Origin of the sequence: Nocardia arthritidis NBRC 100137, from assembly GCF_001612765.1 — a bacterium.
In the GTDB taxonomy this organism is placed as follows: domain Bacteria; phylum Actinomycetota; class Actinomycetes; order Mycobacteriales; family Mycobacteriaceae; genus Nocardia; species Nocardia arthritidis.
This window is the reverse complement of the sequence record NZ_BDBB01000013.1, coordinates 160,524-177,806: the sequence shown is the minus strand read 5'-3', so window position 1 is coordinate 177,806 and position 17,283 is coordinate 160,524. Positions and strand designations below refer to the sequence as shown.

General features: G+C 61.9%; 14 protein-coding genes. 11 read left to right on the top strand and 3 right to left on the bottom strand.

The genetic code is table 11. The features are described 5' to 3' along the window. Nucleotides 1–118: 118 nt before the first annotated feature. Together NA8_RS33710 and NA8_RS11625 are read right to left on the bottom strand one after the other, a co-directional pair. Nucleotides 119–778, bottom strand: coding sequence for a hypothetical protein (locus tag NA8_RS33710; RefSeq protein WP_157106648.1), 660 nt, complete (start codon nucleotides 776–778; stop codon nucleotides 119–121). 487 nt (nucleotides 779–1,265) lie between these two features. Then, nucleotides 1,266–2,333: a DUF389 domain-containing protein gene (locus NA8_RS11625; RefSeq protein ID WP_245663784.1), complete on the bottom strand. Its 1,068-nt coding sequence runs from the start codon at nucleotides 2,331–2,333 to the stop codon at nucleotides 1,266–1,268. Nucleotides 2,334–2,934: 601 nt separating this feature from the next. Between NA8_RS11625 and NA8_RS11620 the strand changes: the two genes are divergently transcribed. The 4 genes from NA8_RS11620 to NA8_RS11605 all read left to right on the top strand — a co-directional run bounded on the left by NA8_RS11620 (nucleotide 2,935) and on the right by NA8_RS11605 (nucleotide 6,994). Further along, nucleotides 2,935–3,225, top strand: a complete 291-nt coding sequence (locus NA8_RS11620; protein WP_063050373.1) for a hypothetical protein — start codon at nucleotides 2,935–2,937, stop codon at nucleotides 3,223–3,225. Between the two features lie 470 nt (nucleotides 3,226–3,695). Next, on the top strand, nucleotides 3,696–4,763 hold the full coding sequence (locus NA8_RS11615) for an amidohydrolase family protein (protein WP_063050372.1): 1,068 nt from the start codon (nucleotides 3,696–3,698) through the stop codon (nucleotides 4,761–4,763). Nucleotides 4,764–4,796: 33 nt separating this feature from the next. Further along, the gene (locus NA8_RS11610) at nucleotides 4,797–5,879 is read left to right on the top strand and encodes a DODA-type extradiol aromatic ring-opening family dioxygenase (protein WP_063050371.1); all 1,083 of its coding nucleotides are present in this window, start codon (nucleotides 4,797–4,799) and stop codon (nucleotides 5,877–5,879) included. Nucleotides 5,880–6,004: 125 nt separating this feature from the next. Then, nucleotides 6,005–6,994, top strand: a complete 990-nt coding sequence (locus tag NA8_RS11605; protein ID WP_063050370.1) for an AraC family transcriptional regulator — start codon at nucleotides 6,005–6,007, stop codon at nucleotides 6,992–6,994. A 63-nt stretch (nucleotides 6,995–7,057) separates the two neighbouring features. Here the strand turns inward: NA8_RS11605 and NA8_RS11600 are convergent, their stop codons facing one another. Beyond that, nucleotides 7,058–8,314: a styrene monooxygenase/indole monooxygenase family protein gene (locus NA8_RS11600; protein WP_063050369.1), complete on the bottom strand. Its 1,257-nt coding sequence runs from the start codon at nucleotides 8,312–8,314 to the stop codon at nucleotides 7,058–7,060. Between the two features lie 309 nt (nucleotides 8,315–8,623). Here NA8_RS11600 and NA8_RS11595 point away from each other — a divergent pair, with 309 nt between their 5' ends. From NA8_RS11595 to NA8_RS11565, 7 genes are all read left to right on the top strand, one after another. Further along, on the top strand, nucleotides 8,624–9,919 hold the full coding sequence (locus NA8_RS11595) for an aromatic ring-hydroxylating oxygenase subunit alpha (RefSeq protein WP_157106647.1): 1,296 nt from the start codon (nucleotides 8,624–8,626) through the stop codon (nucleotides 9,917–9,919). A gap of 7 nt (nucleotides 9,920–9,926) precedes the next feature. Beyond that, on the top strand, nucleotides 9,927–10,403 hold the full coding sequence (locus NA8_RS11590; RefSeq protein ID WP_063050367.1) for an aromatic-ring-hydroxylating dioxygenase subunit beta: 477 nt from the start codon (nucleotides 9,927–9,929) through the stop codon (nucleotides 10,401–10,403). Between the two features lie 28 nt (nucleotides 10,404–10,431). Continuing rightward, nucleotides 10,432–11,688 (top strand): dienelactone hydrolase family protein, encoded by a 1,257-nt coding sequence (locus tag NA8_RS11585; RefSeq protein WP_245663783.1) that lies wholly within the window; start codon nucleotides 10,432–10,434, stop codon nucleotides 11,686–11,688. Between the two features lie 188 nt (nucleotides 11,689–11,876). Then, on the top strand, nucleotides 11,877–12,731 hold the full coding sequence (locus NA8_RS11580) for an alpha/beta fold hydrolase (protein WP_169810490.1): 855 nt from the start codon (nucleotides 11,877–11,879) through the stop codon (nucleotides 12,729–12,731). After that, on the top strand, nucleotides 12,728–14,344 hold the full coding sequence (locus tag NA8_RS11575; protein ID WP_063050365.1) for a long-chain-fatty-acid--CoA ligase: 1,617 nt from the start codon (nucleotides 12,728–12,730) through the stop codon (nucleotides 14,342–14,344). Before NA8_RS11580 ends, NA8_RS11575 begins: the two co-directional genes overlap by 4 nt. Before the next feature lie 228 nt (nucleotides 14,345–14,572). Next, the gene (locus NA8_RS11570) at nucleotides 14,573–15,361 is read left to right on the top strand and encodes an SDR family oxidoreductase (RefSeq protein ID WP_063050364.1); all 789 of its coding nucleotides are present in this window, start codon (nucleotides 14,573–14,575) and stop codon (nucleotides 15,359–15,361) included. A gap of 164 nt (nucleotides 15,362–15,525) precedes the next feature. Beyond that, nucleotides 15,526–17,238 (top strand): flavin reductase, encoded by a 1,713-nt coding sequence (locus tag NA8_RS11565; protein WP_369690250.1) that lies wholly within the window; start codon nucleotides 15,526–15,528, stop codon nucleotides 17,236–17,238. Nucleotides 17,239–17,283: the final 45 nt, after the last annotated feature.

Below are 17,283 nucleotides of genomic sequence, written 5' to 3'. Positions count from 1 at the left end.
GTAGCCGGGCCGCTGATGCGCATCGAAGACTACGCGCTCATCGGCGACCTTCGCACGGCCGCTCTGGTAGGCCGCGACGGATCACTCTCGACGGTTTCTGTTTCTGTCCTTTCACGGGTTATGCACATTCCGTTCGCCGAGTAATTCGCCCCCTTTCTCTGCGGGATACTGTTGTGCCTCTGGTCCACTGCGCGATAACAGCTATAGCGGAAAGCAGCGAAACACCGACGGCGGCTATCGCAGGCCAAATGAGACTGTGGGTGGAGTATGCCACTTGGCGAAACCCAGGCGCCGGATAGTTGTCATGTCCTTTCGCCCATCGGATCAGCAATCCGACCTGGGTACCAGGATCGCGGGCCGTCTCATACGAAACCACTCGCGTCAGTTCATCGCCCTTACTATTCAGGTAGAGCGCGGTGGCAATCGTGAAAATCGACACGCAAACCGTGGCGACGATCACGAGGCGGGTGAGCGCCTCGGTGCGGGCCACGCTGTTTACCGCCACGCTGCATACAGCGATGACGATCGCGACGCTTGTGAGGATGCCCCACATGCCGCTGGCTTTCGGATCGGGCACGGACTTCTGCGCCCAGAGATCTACCCAAGAGGTAGTCACGTGAATCCGGCCGAAGGCGTTCGCTTGGATGACACCGTCCGTGCCGCCTGTTCCTGTGGTCAGCCACGGCTGGAACAGCAGGGCAAACGTGATCGTGCAGCCGACCGCGGCAGACCAGTAGACCCAGTTTCCGAGCACCACGACCCTCAGCTGTCTGCCCACGAGGGCAACTTGTATCCGCGTGTCACCCCATCGCCGCCGTTGTATCCCGCCAGCCGAATCGCCCTGCTCGCGTCGCGTTTCTCTGTTCTGCCAAGGAGTGGAGTGCACAATTTTCAGCCTAAGAGTTCAGTCGTATGGATTCCGTTAACGAACAGAGGCTTACACCGATAAGGATTCGTCAAACTTCAGCGATCTCTGGGTCCGGAGGTTGTTCAAGTAGCGGCCCCGACTCGCTCACAGTCAGTAACGATTGGTCGCGGGTAGCACAATCCTCGCCAGCGCTGCTCTCGAGAACAGTGACGACGGCTGGTATCGGGCTTCACGAAATGCTCGATGATCGCGAGCGATCCCGCCATTTGCCACCCCGTAGTGAGGGTCTTCCTCCCGCGCGTGGCCGTAGGGTTCCCGCGGCGATCTGGGCGCTCACATGGTTATCGGCGTCGGCAACGAAGATTCTTTTAACGGTCATCCTGACTGATCGCGTGCGCTACAGCATCCGGCGTGGTCTTGTCATCGCCTTTGCACGGCGCACGGACACCCGTGACCACACCGTCTGCTGGACCGCCAAGGTGGCCCAGCCTGCCAACGCCATCCCGGCCAGGTTCACCGCCAGTTGCAGGGTGCTGCCCCATATCGCCGACCCGACTCCGAAGGCGGCGCCGAGTGCGATGTTGCCCGCGGCGGGCACGGTCGTCACCGAGATGAAAACACCCGCCATTCCGCCGGCTTTGTCAGAGGTCAGCGCGAGCACTCCGGCAGCGGCCGCCACGACGGCGACGATGAATGACCACTTGTCCGGCGTGTAGATGAACGCGGTACCCGGGCGTGGGCCGGTCACGGCGTCCACGGTGATCCAGCCCAGTGCGCGACCGAGCAAGGCGAGTGTGAATGTTACGACGATCGCAATGACGAAGCCGAGCAGCAGCGTGCGCACAGCGAGCCAGAGCAAAGCGAACCGGCGGCGCACCAGAGCGACTCCGAGCGCGGCGATCGCCCCGAATTCCGGCCCGAGGACCATCGCCCCAATGACCAAGATCTGAGAATCCAGCACGATCGCGATCACCGCGATAATCGTCGCTAAGGTCATGAAGCTCAGATAGGTCCAGTTCAGCTCGGTTTCTTCATACGAGCGCTGAGCGACATCCGCCCAGACCACAGCGTCTGCGCTGCTGCCCGGCGTACGTACCTCGCAATCGAATCCGCTGCGCGACAGCCAGGTACGCACCGGTTGGATCTCGATGCTCCCCGCACGGTGCAACCCGATCGCACGCAATTGCTCGATCAAGTCGTTGGTCGCTTCCCGCGCCACGTCGGCCAGCACCACATCGCCGCTGGGCCGCAGCGCAGCACCACGCATGACCGCCAGGCCACTGACTGCGTCATCTTGCTCGAGGACCTGGATCACGTCGTCGGTCATTCCGGCCGGAGCCATAATTCGCAGGTGCAACACCCCCACAGTGTGCCGTGCACCGGTGCGTCCATCTCGCGGAACACGGCCCAGAAAACTACGGGGATCGGTTGTAGTCACCGATTCGTGTCCGGCGTCGCGGCACACGGCGAAGATCGGCACCCCGTCCTGCAGCTTCCACCGAGATCGGGCCCACGGTCGCCAGGCTCGGTATGACTTCTTTGCCCCTGTCTTTCGAATGACCCGGGGGGGTGGCGTCGCCGGGCTGGTGGTGGCGTCGACGGACCGCTGATGGGGACAGGGCCGATGGTAGGTCTCTTCGTAACGTGGGTGCCGGGCGTTGACGCCAGATCGGCGGCCGTCCGACTGAGCGTTTGGATGCGATTCAGCCGAACTTCGCCGCCGCAAGCTCAGCTCGCCTCGCATCCGCTGAGCCGGCGGTGATGTGGCTGACCATGGCGTAGTCGAACGGTGATCGAATCATGTTCTCGCAAGCCCGGCCGTTGGGCTCTGCTCCGCCACGGCTCAGCACCGCTGACAGCGCGCTGAGCAGCGCGTCACCAGCAGTCAGTGATTTTCCGCATTCGTCACAAGAGACCATCGTGATCGGAAGAAGGTGTGCTCCTGTGTGAGCGTGCGTAAAGCGGATAAGCGGTGCGCTTTCCGGGTATCGGCCGCGTTGCCGCGCACATAGATTGAGTGATGTCCGGAAAGGCACATGTTACGAGCAATCGAACGGCAAGAGATCATGTCAGACCACAGTTCCCCATCCCCCGTAGACCTCAGCCGCCGAGCTCTGGCCTTGCTGCGAGCGGCGCACGCCGGCCGGGTCGAGCTTGCGCTGAGCTGCGAGCCGGACATGTTCGTGGACGGTGTGGCGGTCACCGATCAATGGACCGCGCATGGTTTGGCGCACGCGGGGCTGGTTCGCCCGGCATGTCCTGGCCGGATCGGCGACCTCGTCGCCGCGGAGCTGACCAGTACCGGGTACGCGATCATGGAACGAGCTGAGCGCGACAGGCGATGCCTTGCCGCGTGAGGATAGGTCACACTTTCCCGGGTGGCGCTGAAAGACAAGGAACGTGACGGCCGAACTGCTCCCGCCGCCAGCCGGTGAAGCGCACCTTCACCTGCGGATTTGGTTGGCCGGTACAGCCTTCGACTACGCAGCGAGCGCATCGGCGGTAGGTGCGCTGATTCACGACTGGAGGCATACACGCTGGTGCACCATCGAATTGGTATGCAGCCCGGTACAGGACGTGCGAGTCTTGCCGCGCCTGCCATGTGAACGATTGTTCCGCGCGCGGTGACAACTTCACGCTACGACACTCGCTGGAGATGCGGGCCGAAAAATTGAGCCGGCCCGTCCCTGGAGGTGACAGTGGCGCCAGGCTGGTTCGCGATGGATGCCATCCCTCTTTTCAAGAATGCGCCTCGCGCATGGTCGTCGAGCGCGCTGCGTCTCGGTCCTGATCGGCAGCGAAGTCGCGTAGAAGGTGGAAGACGAAGGTGAGATTTCAACCGTGCCTCGACGTCGGATCCGAAGGGTCGGCAGCACCCCGGTATTTCGACATCCACACTCACGCGATCGCGCCGTCGCTTCCGGATCTGGAGGCGCAATATCCATGGGGTCATTGGCCGTCGGTCGAGCAGCACAGCGATACGAGCGCTCAGATCCGGGTCGGCGGAGATCCATATCGCTGGATCGATGATCGATGCTGGTCGGCGCAGCGCAGGATCGCGGACATGGACGCCGAGGATGTCGCAGTACAGGTGATCTCGCCGACTCCGATCACGTTCTGTCATGACGCCCCCGCACAGGGCGCAATCGCGTTGGCGAAGATGCAGAACGACTTCCTCGCACAGATGACCAGCACATTTCCGGATCGGTTGTGCGCCCTTGGGGCAGTTCCGATGCAGGACCCAGATGCGGCGGTGGCAGAGCTTCATTTCTGCATGACCGAGCTGGGTTTCCTCGGCGTGGAGATCGGCACGAAGGTCGGGCAGCGGGAGTTATCACATCCGGACTTCGATCCATTCTTCGCAGCCGCGGCCGAACTCGGCGCGCTGGTGTTCATCCACCCTTCGGATAGAACCCTCGATACGCGTCTGGCTGAACTCGGCCTGTCATTCGCCGTTGGGATGCCGTCGGAGACCGGGCTGGCAGCGGCGGATCTGTTGATCAGCGGCGCGTTGGGGCGGCGGCCGTCGGTTCACCTGTGTCTGGCGCATGGCGCCGGCACGTTGCCCTGGCTGCTGCCCCGGCTGGATCGGCAGGTTCTGATGAAGGATCCAACATGTACGCCCGATCGGCTGCCTTCTGCACTTGCCCGCGTCCTGCGCTGCGATTCGCTCACCTATGACACCGCGAGTCTGGAACTGGCGGTGCAGCGGTTCGGCGCACACCACGTGATGGTCGGCACCGACTATCCGTTCCCGGCCAGGGAGGCGCCAGCAGCAGCCGTCGTCGCCGAAGCCGACGGGCGATTCGACGCCGAGTCGCGTGCGGCTATCGGGTGGTCGAACGCCGATTCGATGATTCGTGAGATCCGTGCCAAATCGAAACAAAAATCCTGAACCGCGGATCGACCGACTTGCTAGGAGAGTGCTATGGCGCAATTTCTGGGTCTGGGTTTGACCCATTACCCGCTACTGATGGTTGCCGACGATCGTATGGCGGATCTGCTCCGATGGACCCTGGCCGACCCGGATATCCCGGATAAGGAGAAGGATCCGTCGAATTGGCCGGAGTTGATGCGATGGGAGTGGGGAGAAGACGGTGGGGCCACGGCGGCGGCCGAGCATCGCCAGGAACTGCTGGATGGCCTGCGGCGTTGCCGCAACGCCCTCGATGACTTCCAGCCGGATGTCGTCGTGGTGTGGGGTGACGACCAGTACGAGAACTTTCGAGAGGAAGTCGTACCACCTTTCTGCATACTCGCCTACGGGGAGAGCGAAGTTGAGCCGTTCGCGGTTATCAATGAGCGCGGTATGCCGAACGTGTGGGGCATGCCGAGTGACATGACGTTTACGCTGCGCGGCGACGAGGACCGCGCGCGGCAGCTCGCGAGCGATCTCATCGAAGACGGCTTCGACATCGCCTACTCCTATCGAAAGCGTAAGGGCGCACATTTCCCGCATGCAATCGCGAATACGCAGGTGTTTCTGGACTACGCCAATGCGGGCAGGGATTTTCCATACAGAATACTGCCGATCACGGTCAACTGCTATGGCGAGCACGCCATTGTCCGGCGTGGTGGAATAGCGCGGTTCGCTGATATCAACGACGAGCGTCTCGACCCGGTAGGGCCCTCGCCGGCTCGTTGTTTTGCACTGGGAGCAGCGGTAGCCAGGGCGCTGGAGAAGACGGACGCCAAGATCGCACTGGTTGCGTCGTCGAGCTGGTCGCACGCCTTTCTGAACGACAAGGATTGGCACCTGCGTCCAGATACCACAGCAGACGAACTTCTTTACGACGCCTTTGTGCGCAGTGACTGGACCTACTGGAACAGCATCTCGAGCAGGAAAGTCGTTGACGCCGGTCAGCATGAGATCCTCAACTGGTTCTGCTTGGCAGGCGCGATGAATGAACTGGGTATGGAACTGAGCTGGTCCACCCTGGCGGTCACGGACATCTTCAATTCCAACAAGTGCTTCGCGATATTCGAGCCGGGGTCGGTTGACATCGGCTAGCATGGGCATCGAGCTGGACCGCCCTGGTCAACGCCAGCCAAGGACGTCGACCAGAGGTACGCTGTGGCTAGCCTTGAAAGAATTCCCCATCGCCCCGCTGTGTACCTGGGGGTGAAAGAGCAACGATGGCAACCACTCACCCGTCGCCGCAGCAGCAGCCCGAACGCTTGGATCACACTGATGACCTGGACCGGGTTCGGGATGCCGTGTCGAATGTGTTGACCACCCATCGGCTCGGCCTGCTCGAGCGGTCGGGCTTGGATGCGAACCTGAGCGCAACCAACGCCGGCAAGATCACGCTGATGAATCTCGGCTACGGCGCTACCGTGCAAATCGACGTAAGCCCTCCTGAACGACCGTTTCACATCGTTCAGATTCCGCTGACCGGCACCGCGGCTATCGCTTCGGGTCGGCACGAGATGGTGTCGATGCCCGGCATCGCCTCGGTCCCGGATCCTCGGGAGATCTGCTCGATGAGGTGGGAGCCCGACTGCACGCAGCTGATCGTCCGGGTGGACGATGAACACCTACAGCGTCAGTTGCAGTCGCTCATCGGACGTCCGGTGGTCGACCCCATCCGATTCGGGCTCGCCATGGACCTGCGGACCGGGCGGGGCAGAAGCTGGCTAGCCTCACTGGACCTGCTGGTCACGGAGGCAAGGCGAGAGACCGGATTGCTGGAGCATCCGCTGTTCGCCTCCCAGGTCGAATCTGTCGTTCTCAGCGGCCTGTTACTCGCGCAGAACCACAGCTACAGCGCGGCGCTGCATGCCGAGCAGAATCCCGCGGCGCCACGCTATGTCAAGGAAGTGCTCGAGCGAATCCAAGCACATCCGGATCTCCCGTTGACGGTCGAGAGGCTGGCGGCCGATTCTGGGGTCAGCGTGCGGGCACTGCAACAAGGCTTTCATAGAATCGTCGGCTGCTCACCCATGGCATATCTGCGTGAAGTACGGCTGAATCGAGCCCGCGAAGCACTCACCGCGGCTGATCCAACCTCCGGGATCAGCGTGACCGATGTCGCGCTGAGCTGGGGTTTCATGCATTTGGGACGCTTCTCGGTGGAGTATCGGCGCCGTTTCGGCGAGTCGCCGTCACAGACATTGCGCCGGTAGCGCACCCTCGCGCTGGGAAGTGCCGAGGTGGCGAGACCTCGCTCCCGCGCGAGGTCTCTATCGTCACCGCATGGCGACCAGGCCGGACAGGTAGCCCTGGGCCAGTTCCGGGTCGGTGAACCAGGTGAAGAGGTCGCGAGCATTGTCAGCGGCGGCGGCGGCGAATCGGTGTCCGATCTCGGGATATGTCTCCGCCGCCTTGAAAAGCTCGAGTACGTGCGGCGGCGGAGGCAGGAGCATAGAGTTGGTGAACGCTGTGACGAATTGCGCGTATTCCCAGAAGCTTTCGAATGTGGACTGCATGAACTCCTGGTCGAACGGGCGGTCACCCTGCTTGACGATACTGTCCAGATATATAGCGGCACACTTGCTCGCGTTGTTCGACCCCTGGCCGGTGAGCGGATCATTGAGAACCACGACGTCGGCCATGCCCAGTACCTTGCGCCCAGAATCGAGTGTGGCGACCGGACGCCGGACGGTGGGCGGAAAACGACCAGCGAGAACGCCGAGTTCATCTGTCAACGAGACGTTTCGGCAACGTTCGGCCTCCCAGGGCAGGAACTCCGAGACGAGACGCCGCGACGTCTCGAAGTGCTGTTCAGGAGTGCGAGCTTCAGCCCAGCAGTCCCAGGGGCCGTTGGGGATACCTTCGAACACCATGATGTCGCAGGGACCGGTGAGCGTGAGCGCAGGGAAAGTGAAATACTCACCGACGCCGGGAATGATGTTGTAGCCGACGGCAGAGTGGTCCGGCCTGGGTGCCATGTCGTTGACGTAGGTCAGAGCGAGCGAGCGCTGGGGGCTGTCGAAGTAGGAGCGCTGGGCGTCACGCGCGAACAGCTTGGCGATGGCGCCCTTGCCCGCGGCGACGATCACCAGATCCGACTGCTGGGTGTAGAGCTCGAGGTCTTCGACCGAGGCTTCGTGGATGACGAGTTCGCCCCCGCGGCGGACGAACTCCGCCATGAATGTCGGCATCTTCACCCGTTGGTCGACCGACTGAGCGGGTGCACCGAGCCGAGCCGCCCACTCGATCGCCTTGGTATTGGCTACGGGCGTGCCATGCGGATTCAGAATTGTCATCGCGATGCCATCGATAGGCGGGACGGCATCGGCCCAGAAGTCGAGACCGAGCGCGCGCTCATGCCCCAATGCCGTGTCGAACATGCACTGGCTGGAGGTCACGCGCCCGGCGGAGATCTCCGCGCCCGTGCGATCGCTGATCAAGCGGACCCGGAAACCGGCCGCGAGCAGGCCGATAGCCAGCTGGAGGCCGGATTGTCCTGCGCCGACTATCGTGATCTCTCTATTCGGGCTCATACCATCTCCGTGTAGTCGTCGGATACCGTCCGTCCGGCGCTCGAGGCGCGCGGTGAACGCCGCTTGCCAGGCATCGTCGATTCCAGCCAGGCAGCGTGTGCCCACAGTAACGACCCATCATTCGCGGAAATATCCAGAGAACGCATCGACTATCCGCATGCCTGCCCACTGGACAGTCCGCGCGTTGACCGGATAGTGCGGCAACTGCACAGCTTGTACGTTGGCGACCAATAGGCGGGAAAGGCCGAAATTCCCGGAATAGATCAGCAGACCGCGACCCCTTTGGCATCGACGAGGCATGGAGCAATCGTGACAGCAAAGAGACTTGCGGCGGCAGACGTCGCCGAATTAGTGTTGCCGGACCGTGTGCACGGGCGCTTGTACACCGACTCGGAGATCTTCGAAGCCGAGATGGAGACGATCTTCGAGCAGGGATGGGTTTTCATCGGGCACGAACGAGAAGTACCGAATCCCGGCGATTTCCGGACGAGCTACATCGGGCGGCAACCGGTGATCATGTCTCGGGATACCGATGACGAAGTCCATGTTGTCATGAACCGATGCACTCACCGCGCCTCTTTGGTGTGCATGGAAGAGTCCGGTAACAGCCGGACGTTCCGTTGCCCCTACCACCAGTGGACGTTCCGGAACTCGGGCAAGCTGGTCGGCGTTCCGTACCCGAACGGCTATGGTCCGGACTTCGACAAATCGGAATTCGATCTGGCACGGCCTCCACGTATCGGTTCCTATCGAGGATTCCTATTCGCCAGTATGGCCCCCGACGGGCCCAGTCTCGATGACCACATCGGACCACTGGTAAAGGAACAGATCGACTTGTTCCTGGATCTGTCACCCCTGGGCGAAATCGAGTGCACCGGAGGCGTCAACCGCTTCTACTACAAGGGAAACTGGAAGTTCCAGCTCGACAACACCGCGGACTTCTACCACGTGAATCTGCTGCACCGCTCCTTGGTGGATGTCCTCGCGGAGCAGCAGGGCATCGACATCAGTCAGGTGAGCAGCGAGAACTCGGAGGCTCTCAACGTCAGTCTCGGCGGCGGCCACACACTGATGGACATTCGTCCGTACAACCGGAAGCACGGAGGCCACGTCCGCGATACGGTGCTTCGCGGCGGTGGACCGCAGGGTGACTACATCAATGCGTTGAAAACAGCGTACGGAGAAGAGCGAACGGAAGAGCTGCTCGTAGCGGGCGGAACCCATATGGCGGTCTGGCCCAACCTCGGCGTGCTGTCGGGAATGATCCGCAGAATCCGCCCCATCAGCGTCGATCTGACCGAGGTCATTCTCACGCCCGCATTGTTGAAGGGCGTGCCGGAACAAGTGAACACCGCCCGGCTCCGAGGGCATGAGAGCTTTTTCCCGCCGGCCGGTATGGGCGGAAGCGACGACCAGGAAGTCTTCGAACGCGTTCAGCTCGGCCTCCAGGCGACGGCGAATCCCTGGATGTACATCGGACGTGGAATGCACCGGGAAACCGTCCACGAGAATGGTTCGATCACTTCCCAGGTGACCGATGAAGCAAATGTCCGGGGAATTTTCCGCCATTGGACCGAAGTGATGACCGACGGAACCGGGGAGTGATACGAGCATGACCACAACACTCGAACAGGTCAGTAGCTTCCTTTTCCGCGAGGCGCGGATACTGGATCAGAGGCGTTACTCCGATTGGCTGGAGCTGTGGGCAGCGGAGGCGGAATACTGGATCCCGATCAACAATGAGAACAGTGATCCGAAAATGCACCTCGCGCTGGCCTACCTCGATCGCAAGGCGCTGGAAGGCCGCGTGATGAGGCTGAACAGCGGACAGGCCCACGCACAGGATCCGGCATCCCAGATGAATCGAATAGTGGGAAATATCGAATTCGAGACCAGGCCGGAGGAAGGTAAAGTGGACGTCTACGCGAACTTCAACCTCACCGAACTCCGCCGGCATGAGCAGCACACATTCGCCGGGCGGTACGAGTACACGATCAGCGTGGAAGGAGCGGACTGGCTCATAGAGCGCAAGAAGGTCACGCTGGTCAACCTCGATGAGCCCATCGCGAACCTGAGTTTCTTCCTTTGACATCTCCAGAACAACGACAGGAAGAGGGATGACCATGGGCGAATATGTTGATATCGCCGATTTTCGTGATGGAACGCTGCGGGGATATATCACCACTCCAGCCAATGGCTCCGGCCCCGGCGTTGTCCTGCTGCACGAAATATTCGGAGTGACGCGATTCATGCGCGAGCAGGCCGATCTTCTGGCCGAAGAAGGCTATGTGGTTGTCGTTCCGGAACTTTTCTGGCGGGTCGAGTCCGGTATCGAACTCGAAGACAGTGAAGACGATCGGCCGCGCGCGTTCGAACTATATCAATCTTTTGACTTCGACCGGTCGGTTGCTGATATAGCGCGAGTTGTCCAATTCATACGATCAAGGCCAGAACACGCCGGAAAAGTGGGTGTGGTCGGGTATTGCATGGGCGGACTTCTTGCGGTGCTGACCGCTGCTCGCACCCGTGTCGACTGCGGTGTCGGTTATTATCCGACGCAGCTGGAAGACCACCTGCCGGAGTTGAAGGGCATCTCGGTGCCGTTTGCACTGCAGGTCGCGGGAGCCGACCAGTACAGCTCGGAGGAGGTGCGGCAGGCGGTCACGACCGCGGTCGCCGGCCATCCCGATGTGACGATCGATGTCTACCCGGGTGCGAGTCATCCCTTCGCCAATCCCTATCGGGAGGGATTCGACCGGGGAGTTTCCGCGCTGGCCTACACCCGCATGATCGAAGTTCTGCGATCCGCAATGGGGCCGCATTATGACCTCAGCGCGCTGTGGGACGAGCATCTCCGGTTGGAGTTCGCCGCCAAGGATGCCGGAGCGACGATGGCCACAATGGTGTCCGAGCCATACGTCAACCATGTTCCCACCCTGACCGGTGGAACCGGATATGATCTGCTGGCCAGGTTCTACGAATATCACTTCATCCACCACAATCCCGAACAGCGGATCATTCCGATTTCGCGGACTATAGGCGTGAATCGAGTCGTCGACGAGTTCGTCGCGTGCCTGACTCACGACCGGGAGATCCCCTGGTTGCTGCCCGGGGTGCAGCCCACCGGTAAGTATGTGGAAATTCCCGTGGTTTCGATCGTCGGATTCCGAGGGGGAAAGCTGCACCATGAGCACATCTACTGGGATCAGGCTTCACTGTTGGTGCAGATCGGACTTCTGGAGCCCGAGGGATTGCCGGTCGCAGGTGTCGAGGTGGCGCGGAAGGCGATTGACGAAACACTGCCGTCCAATGAATTGATGCCGGATTGGCAATCGAGCCAGGGGCTTCCGATCCCTCCGCGCTCGCAGTCATAAGCGCCAGTCGTTTGCCTACCGCGGCCGCTGGCTGACAAAGGATGCCACCCCTGATGGCGCGTTGGTGGCACACGGTCGCCAACGCCACCCGAGCGGTCGGTGACCGCTCCCTTCCTTCGGGAACTTTGACCGAACTCAATACAGGAGCGAATAGTCCAATGAGCCCTGCGGCCCACAGCCCGGCCACCGTGAGTGCCACCGCCAGTCCTTCGACTGAGCCGATCGAGTCGACAATCGAACACGACGGCTACCGAACCTACTACCTGACGTCCGGCTCCGGCCCAGCGATCGTGTTGCTGCACGGTTCCGGGCCAGGTGTCTCTGCCCGCGCCAACTGGCAACTGACCATGAAGTCGGTTCTCGCCCAGCGGTTCACCTTGATCGCACCGGACATCGTCGGCTTCGGCGTGACGGAACAGGAGCCGGAGGTCGTTCTGACCCATGACAATCGGGTGGCACACATTGTCTCCTTCCTCCGTGCACTCGGCCTCGGCCCTGTCGGCTTGGTCGGAAACTCAATGGGCGGCTCTATCGGCCTCGGGGTCGCCGCAAGGTATCCCGAACTCGTCGCGCGAATGGTTCTGATGGGTACGGCGGGTGTTTCGTTCCCGGTCACCCCCCAGGTCGATCAGCTGTACGGTTACACCCCCAGCGAGGAGAACATGCGAGGGATCTTCGAGCTGATGGCCTTCGATAAATCGCGTGTCACGCCGGAGCTGGTGCGATCGCGTTACGAGGCGACAACATCGCCCGAGGTCGCCGAGCGTTGGGCGAAGCTGTTTCCCGCACCGCGGCAGCGACATGTCGATGACGCTGCTCTGCCCTTCGCTACCTTGGCGAACATTTCGACGCCGACGCTGCTCATCCACGGAGTGCAGGACAGAGTCGTTCCGGTGCGAGCCACCTCGCTGAACTTGGTGGAAGTCATGCCGAACGCCGACCTCGTCGTGCTGGGGCGGTGCGGACACTGGGCTCAGGTCGAGCGCTCCGAGAAGTTCGTGAGCGAAGTCGAGCGGTTCTTCTCGCAAGGGGACAGGCCATGATGGACGTAGGTCTCACGCTCGAGCTCTATATCACTCGAGCCGAGCAGATCTTCTCGAATACGGAGATCGTGGAAATCACTCCGACTGGCGGATACGTCACCCGCTTCGGGGAGGTGATCGAACGAGCGCGTCGGCTGGCGGCGGCACTCACCGAACTGGGGGTCGCCCCCGGCAGCCGTGTGGCGAGCCTGTGCTGGAACACGGTCTCTCACCTGGAGTGCTATCTCGGAGTGCCGACCGGCGGCTTCGTGTTGCACACACTGAACTTCCGCCTGCCGGTGGAGGATTTGCGGTACGTCATTGATCACGCCGACGACCACGTGGTGATCGTCGACCCGGATCATCTCCCTTTGCTCGATCAAGCTTTGGCAGGGCTCTCCGGTGTGCGGCACATTGTCATCACCCGTCCGTTCTCCGGCGACCTCGGTGTGAATATCTCGGAGCGAACAATCCACTTCTACAGCGATCTGGTCGCGTCACCTGCCCCCGGCTACCAGTGGCCTGCTCTACCGGAGGACGAGCCGGCCGGGCTGTGCTACACCTCGGCGACGACCGGGCGGCCGAAGGGAGTGCTCTACACTCACCGTTCTCAGGTGTTGCATGCGCTGACGATGTGCACAGCCGATGCGCTGGCAATCTCGGAGCGAGACGTCGTCTTGCCCATGACCCCGTTCTTCCACGCCAATGCTTGGGGATTGCCCTATGCGGCGACCATGGCCGGAGCGACGCTGATTCTTCCGGGAATACGACCGACGCCAGCCGATGTCGCGGACATGATCGCAGCTCACGGAGTAACGGTGGCCGCTGGCGTCCCCACCGTGTGGACCGGTGTCTTGGAAGCGCAGAACGAACGGCAGCGCGACTTCACCGGGTTGAACCGAATCATGAGCGGCGGCTCCGCGGTTCCGAGAGCGCTCTCCGATGAGTTCGAGACCCGTTACGGCACCGTGTTCATCCAGGCGTATGGAATGACCGAGGCGTCGCCGTGCACGCACATCTGTCGACTTCCCCGCTCGATGAGCGACAGTCCGAGGAACGAGCAGATGGCTATTCGGTCGACACAGGGCCGATTGCTGCCCGGCTTGCAGATGCGGCTGGTCGACGAGGTGGGTGAGCCGGTCACACCCGGCACCGGCCCGGGCGAAATCCAGTTGCGTGGTCCGTGGATCGCCGACGAGTACTACCAGGACGAGCGGACACGCACGGCGTTCCGGGACGGCTGGTACACGACCGGCGACCTGGCAACCGTCGACGGCCAAGGGTTCGTCGCGTTGGTCGATCGCAAGAACGACCTGGTCAAGTCCGGTGGAGAATGGATCAGTTCGGTCGATCTGGAGAACGCCCTCATGGGGCACGAAGCTGTGCTCGAGGCAGCGGTCGTCGCTGTTCCCCATGAACGCTGGGTCGAGCGGCCCCTCGCGTTCGTAACGCTGCGCTCCGGTGCGCACGTAAATGATGAGGAACTGCGGAGACATCTGCTGCGGTGGTTTCCCCCATTCTGGGTGCCCGACGAGTTCCGAATCATCGACGAGGTCCCGAAGACCGGTGCCGGGAAGTTCGCCAAGCGCGTACTTCGCGATCGGCTGGCATCCGAGCGAGCGGACGCCCGTTGAGACACGATCAATTCGAGCCACAACAACGGCAGACATTCTCTGGCGCCCGCCTACGGTACCCGCATTGATCGGCGCTTCGCCGAGCGGGGAAATTGCACAGACCAGCGCACATGAATTCATCTCGAGCACTGAGCGGACAAGCTGTTCGCCGCGTGGATAGCGCTCGCTCATAGACCTCGGTAAAATTTCAATTCAGTCTATTTCAATGATTTATACGGAGGAGTCCAGGTGGCGGATCTGAATAATCACACCGTTGTGGTGACCGGGGGCTCCACGCTCATCGGTCACGGCGTCGTCCGTGCGTTGCGCGATTGCGGCGCTTCGGTCGTAATCATGGATATCGACGCCGCCGGGGCGCATCCGCTGGTCGAAGAAATGCCTGGGCGGGTCTCCTTCGAGCAGACCGACGTCACGAGTGACGGACAGATCGCGTCCGCGGTGGTTCGTGTCGTCGAAAAGTTCGGCGGGATAGATGGACTAGTCAACCTCGCCTGTAGCTACGTAGACGACGGCTCCGCGTCGACTCGTGAGCAGTGGCATGCCGCCTTGGATGTGAACCTGATCGGCGCCGCTGTTGTGACGCAACATGTCCGGCCCCATCTGGCCGCCTCTCGCCGCGGCGCTATCGTCAATGTGACTTCCATCTCGTCCAAGGTCGCGCAGACCGGACGCTGGGTATACCCGGCCGGCAAGGCTGCCCTCGTTCAGCTGACACGATCCATGGCGATGGATTTCGCTGACGAGGGAATCCGAGTCAACTCGGTAAGTCCTGGCTGGACCTGGTCGTCGGTCATGGCGCAGGCGACCGGAGGCGACCGCGACAAGGTCGATTCCGTCGCCGCGCCATTCCATTTGACTCGTCGGGCCGGTGATCCCGCAGAAGTCGGCGCAGTGGCCGCTTTCCTCCTCTCTTCGGATGCTTCTGGAGTGACAGGCGCTGACTGGGCTGTCGACGGCGGCTATTCCGCAATGGGCCCAGAGCAGGCTGTGCCCGCGATCGCCGGGCTCGTCGAATAGTTCATTCGCGCGTTCTTCTCACGGAGCAGGACATTGCACCACAACGCCGGGCATAACCTTCGACCATTGGAGCCATCGATGGACCACAATCCCGGCATCTCTTTTGCCGGTACACTGTCCTCCGGCGCAGACGATGCCGAGGTCATCGCAGCGCACAGCGCCGAATGCCATGCGGGCTTCTGATGGTACGGGTCGCAGTCATAGGTGCCGGGCAATCCGGCGGGCAGCTCGCGCTCGGCCTACTCCGGGCCGGGCATCAGGTGACCTTGGTCAGTGACCGATCGCCGGACGATATCCGTTCGGGACCAGTACTTTCAAGCCAATGCATGTTCGATTCCGCACGGGCTACCGAGCGGGAACTGGGGATCGACCATTGGGCCGACGAGTGCCCTGACATCGGGTCGGTCGCCGTCACCTTCGCCGGTGAGCAACGCTACGAGTGGTCTGCGCCTCTCTCGGCGCCCGCGCAAGCAGTCGATCAGCGGTTGAAGTTCGCGCAGTGGGCCCTTCAGGTAGAGGCTGAGGGCGGCACCCTTGTGGTCCATCCCGCCCAGGTCGCGGATCTCGAGGAATACGCCCGCACGCACGACATCGTCGTTGTCGCCACGGGGCGCGGTGATATCGGCCGACTCTTCCCGCCGGACCACGAGCGGTCGTTGTTCGACCGCCCGCAACGAGTACTGGCGCTCACTTATGTCACCGGTATGCGCCCTCGGCAGGACGGTGCCGCACTGAGCTTCACCTTGATTCCCGAGATCGGCGAGTGCCTCACGTTTCCTGCCCTCACCACCAGTGGTCGTTGCGACATTCTCGTCTTCGAGGGAGTTCCCGGCGGGCCGATGGACTGCTGGGATGACATAACGGACCCGGATCAACACCTGGAACGCTCGTTGGAGCTGTTGGAGAAATTCGCCCCGGCGGAGTTCGCTCGATGCGCCGACGTGGCGCTCACGGACCGAGGCGGCGTGCTGCGCGGCAGGTTCACTCCTCGCGTGCGAGTACCGGTGGCGATTCTGCCATCCGGAAAGCCGGTGCTGGGCATAGGGGATGCCGTGGTTCTCAACGACCCGCTCACCGGGCAGGGCGCCAATATGGCCGCGCAGGCAGCCGCATACTACCTCGACAGCATCAATCGCAACGTCGCCGGCAATTTCGATGAAGCCTGGATGCGGGGCACTTTCGAAAAGTTCTGGCGTGGCTGGGCACAGTGGGTAGTACATTGGACCAACTCGATGCTGACCACGCTCAGCACGCACCAGGCCGAGTTGCTCGCCGAGGCGGCAGAGAATTCGGAATTGGCCTCCGCGATAGCCAACGGCTTCGATGATCCACGCCAGTACTTCCAGTGGTGGTTCGATACGGAGGCCGCCACTCGATTTCGCGCCGAGAAACGCCTCGCCAAATCGGGTCGTTTCGATTATCGCGACCTACGGCGGGCCCTCGGCCAGTACGCAACCGGCGTCACCGTGGTAACGGCGCGTGGAGTGGATGGGCGACGGGTGGGTATGACGGCCAATTCGTTCACCTCGGTGTCGATGGATCCGCCATTAGTGCTGTGGTGCCCGAGTAAAAATGCGCCCAGTTACTCAGCCTTTACCGAAGCCACTCATTTCGCCGTGAATATCCTCGGTGCGGGACAGGAGCACATGTGCCGCCAATTCGCGACTCCGACGGCGGACAAGTTCGCCGCGGTCGACCTCGTCGAGGGGGTAGGTGGAACGCCTGTGCTACCCGATGCGATAGCCCGGTTCGAATGCCGGACGGTGCGTTGTGTCGAAGCTGGTGACCACGTTGTCATCATCGGTGAGATCGAAAAATACGAAGCGCCCGGCGGGCAACCCCTTATCTTCCACGACGGAAGCCTTCGCGCCGGCTGACTGGAATCCCGGGCCGATTCGGCGTTATCGAAAGGAAGTGATACC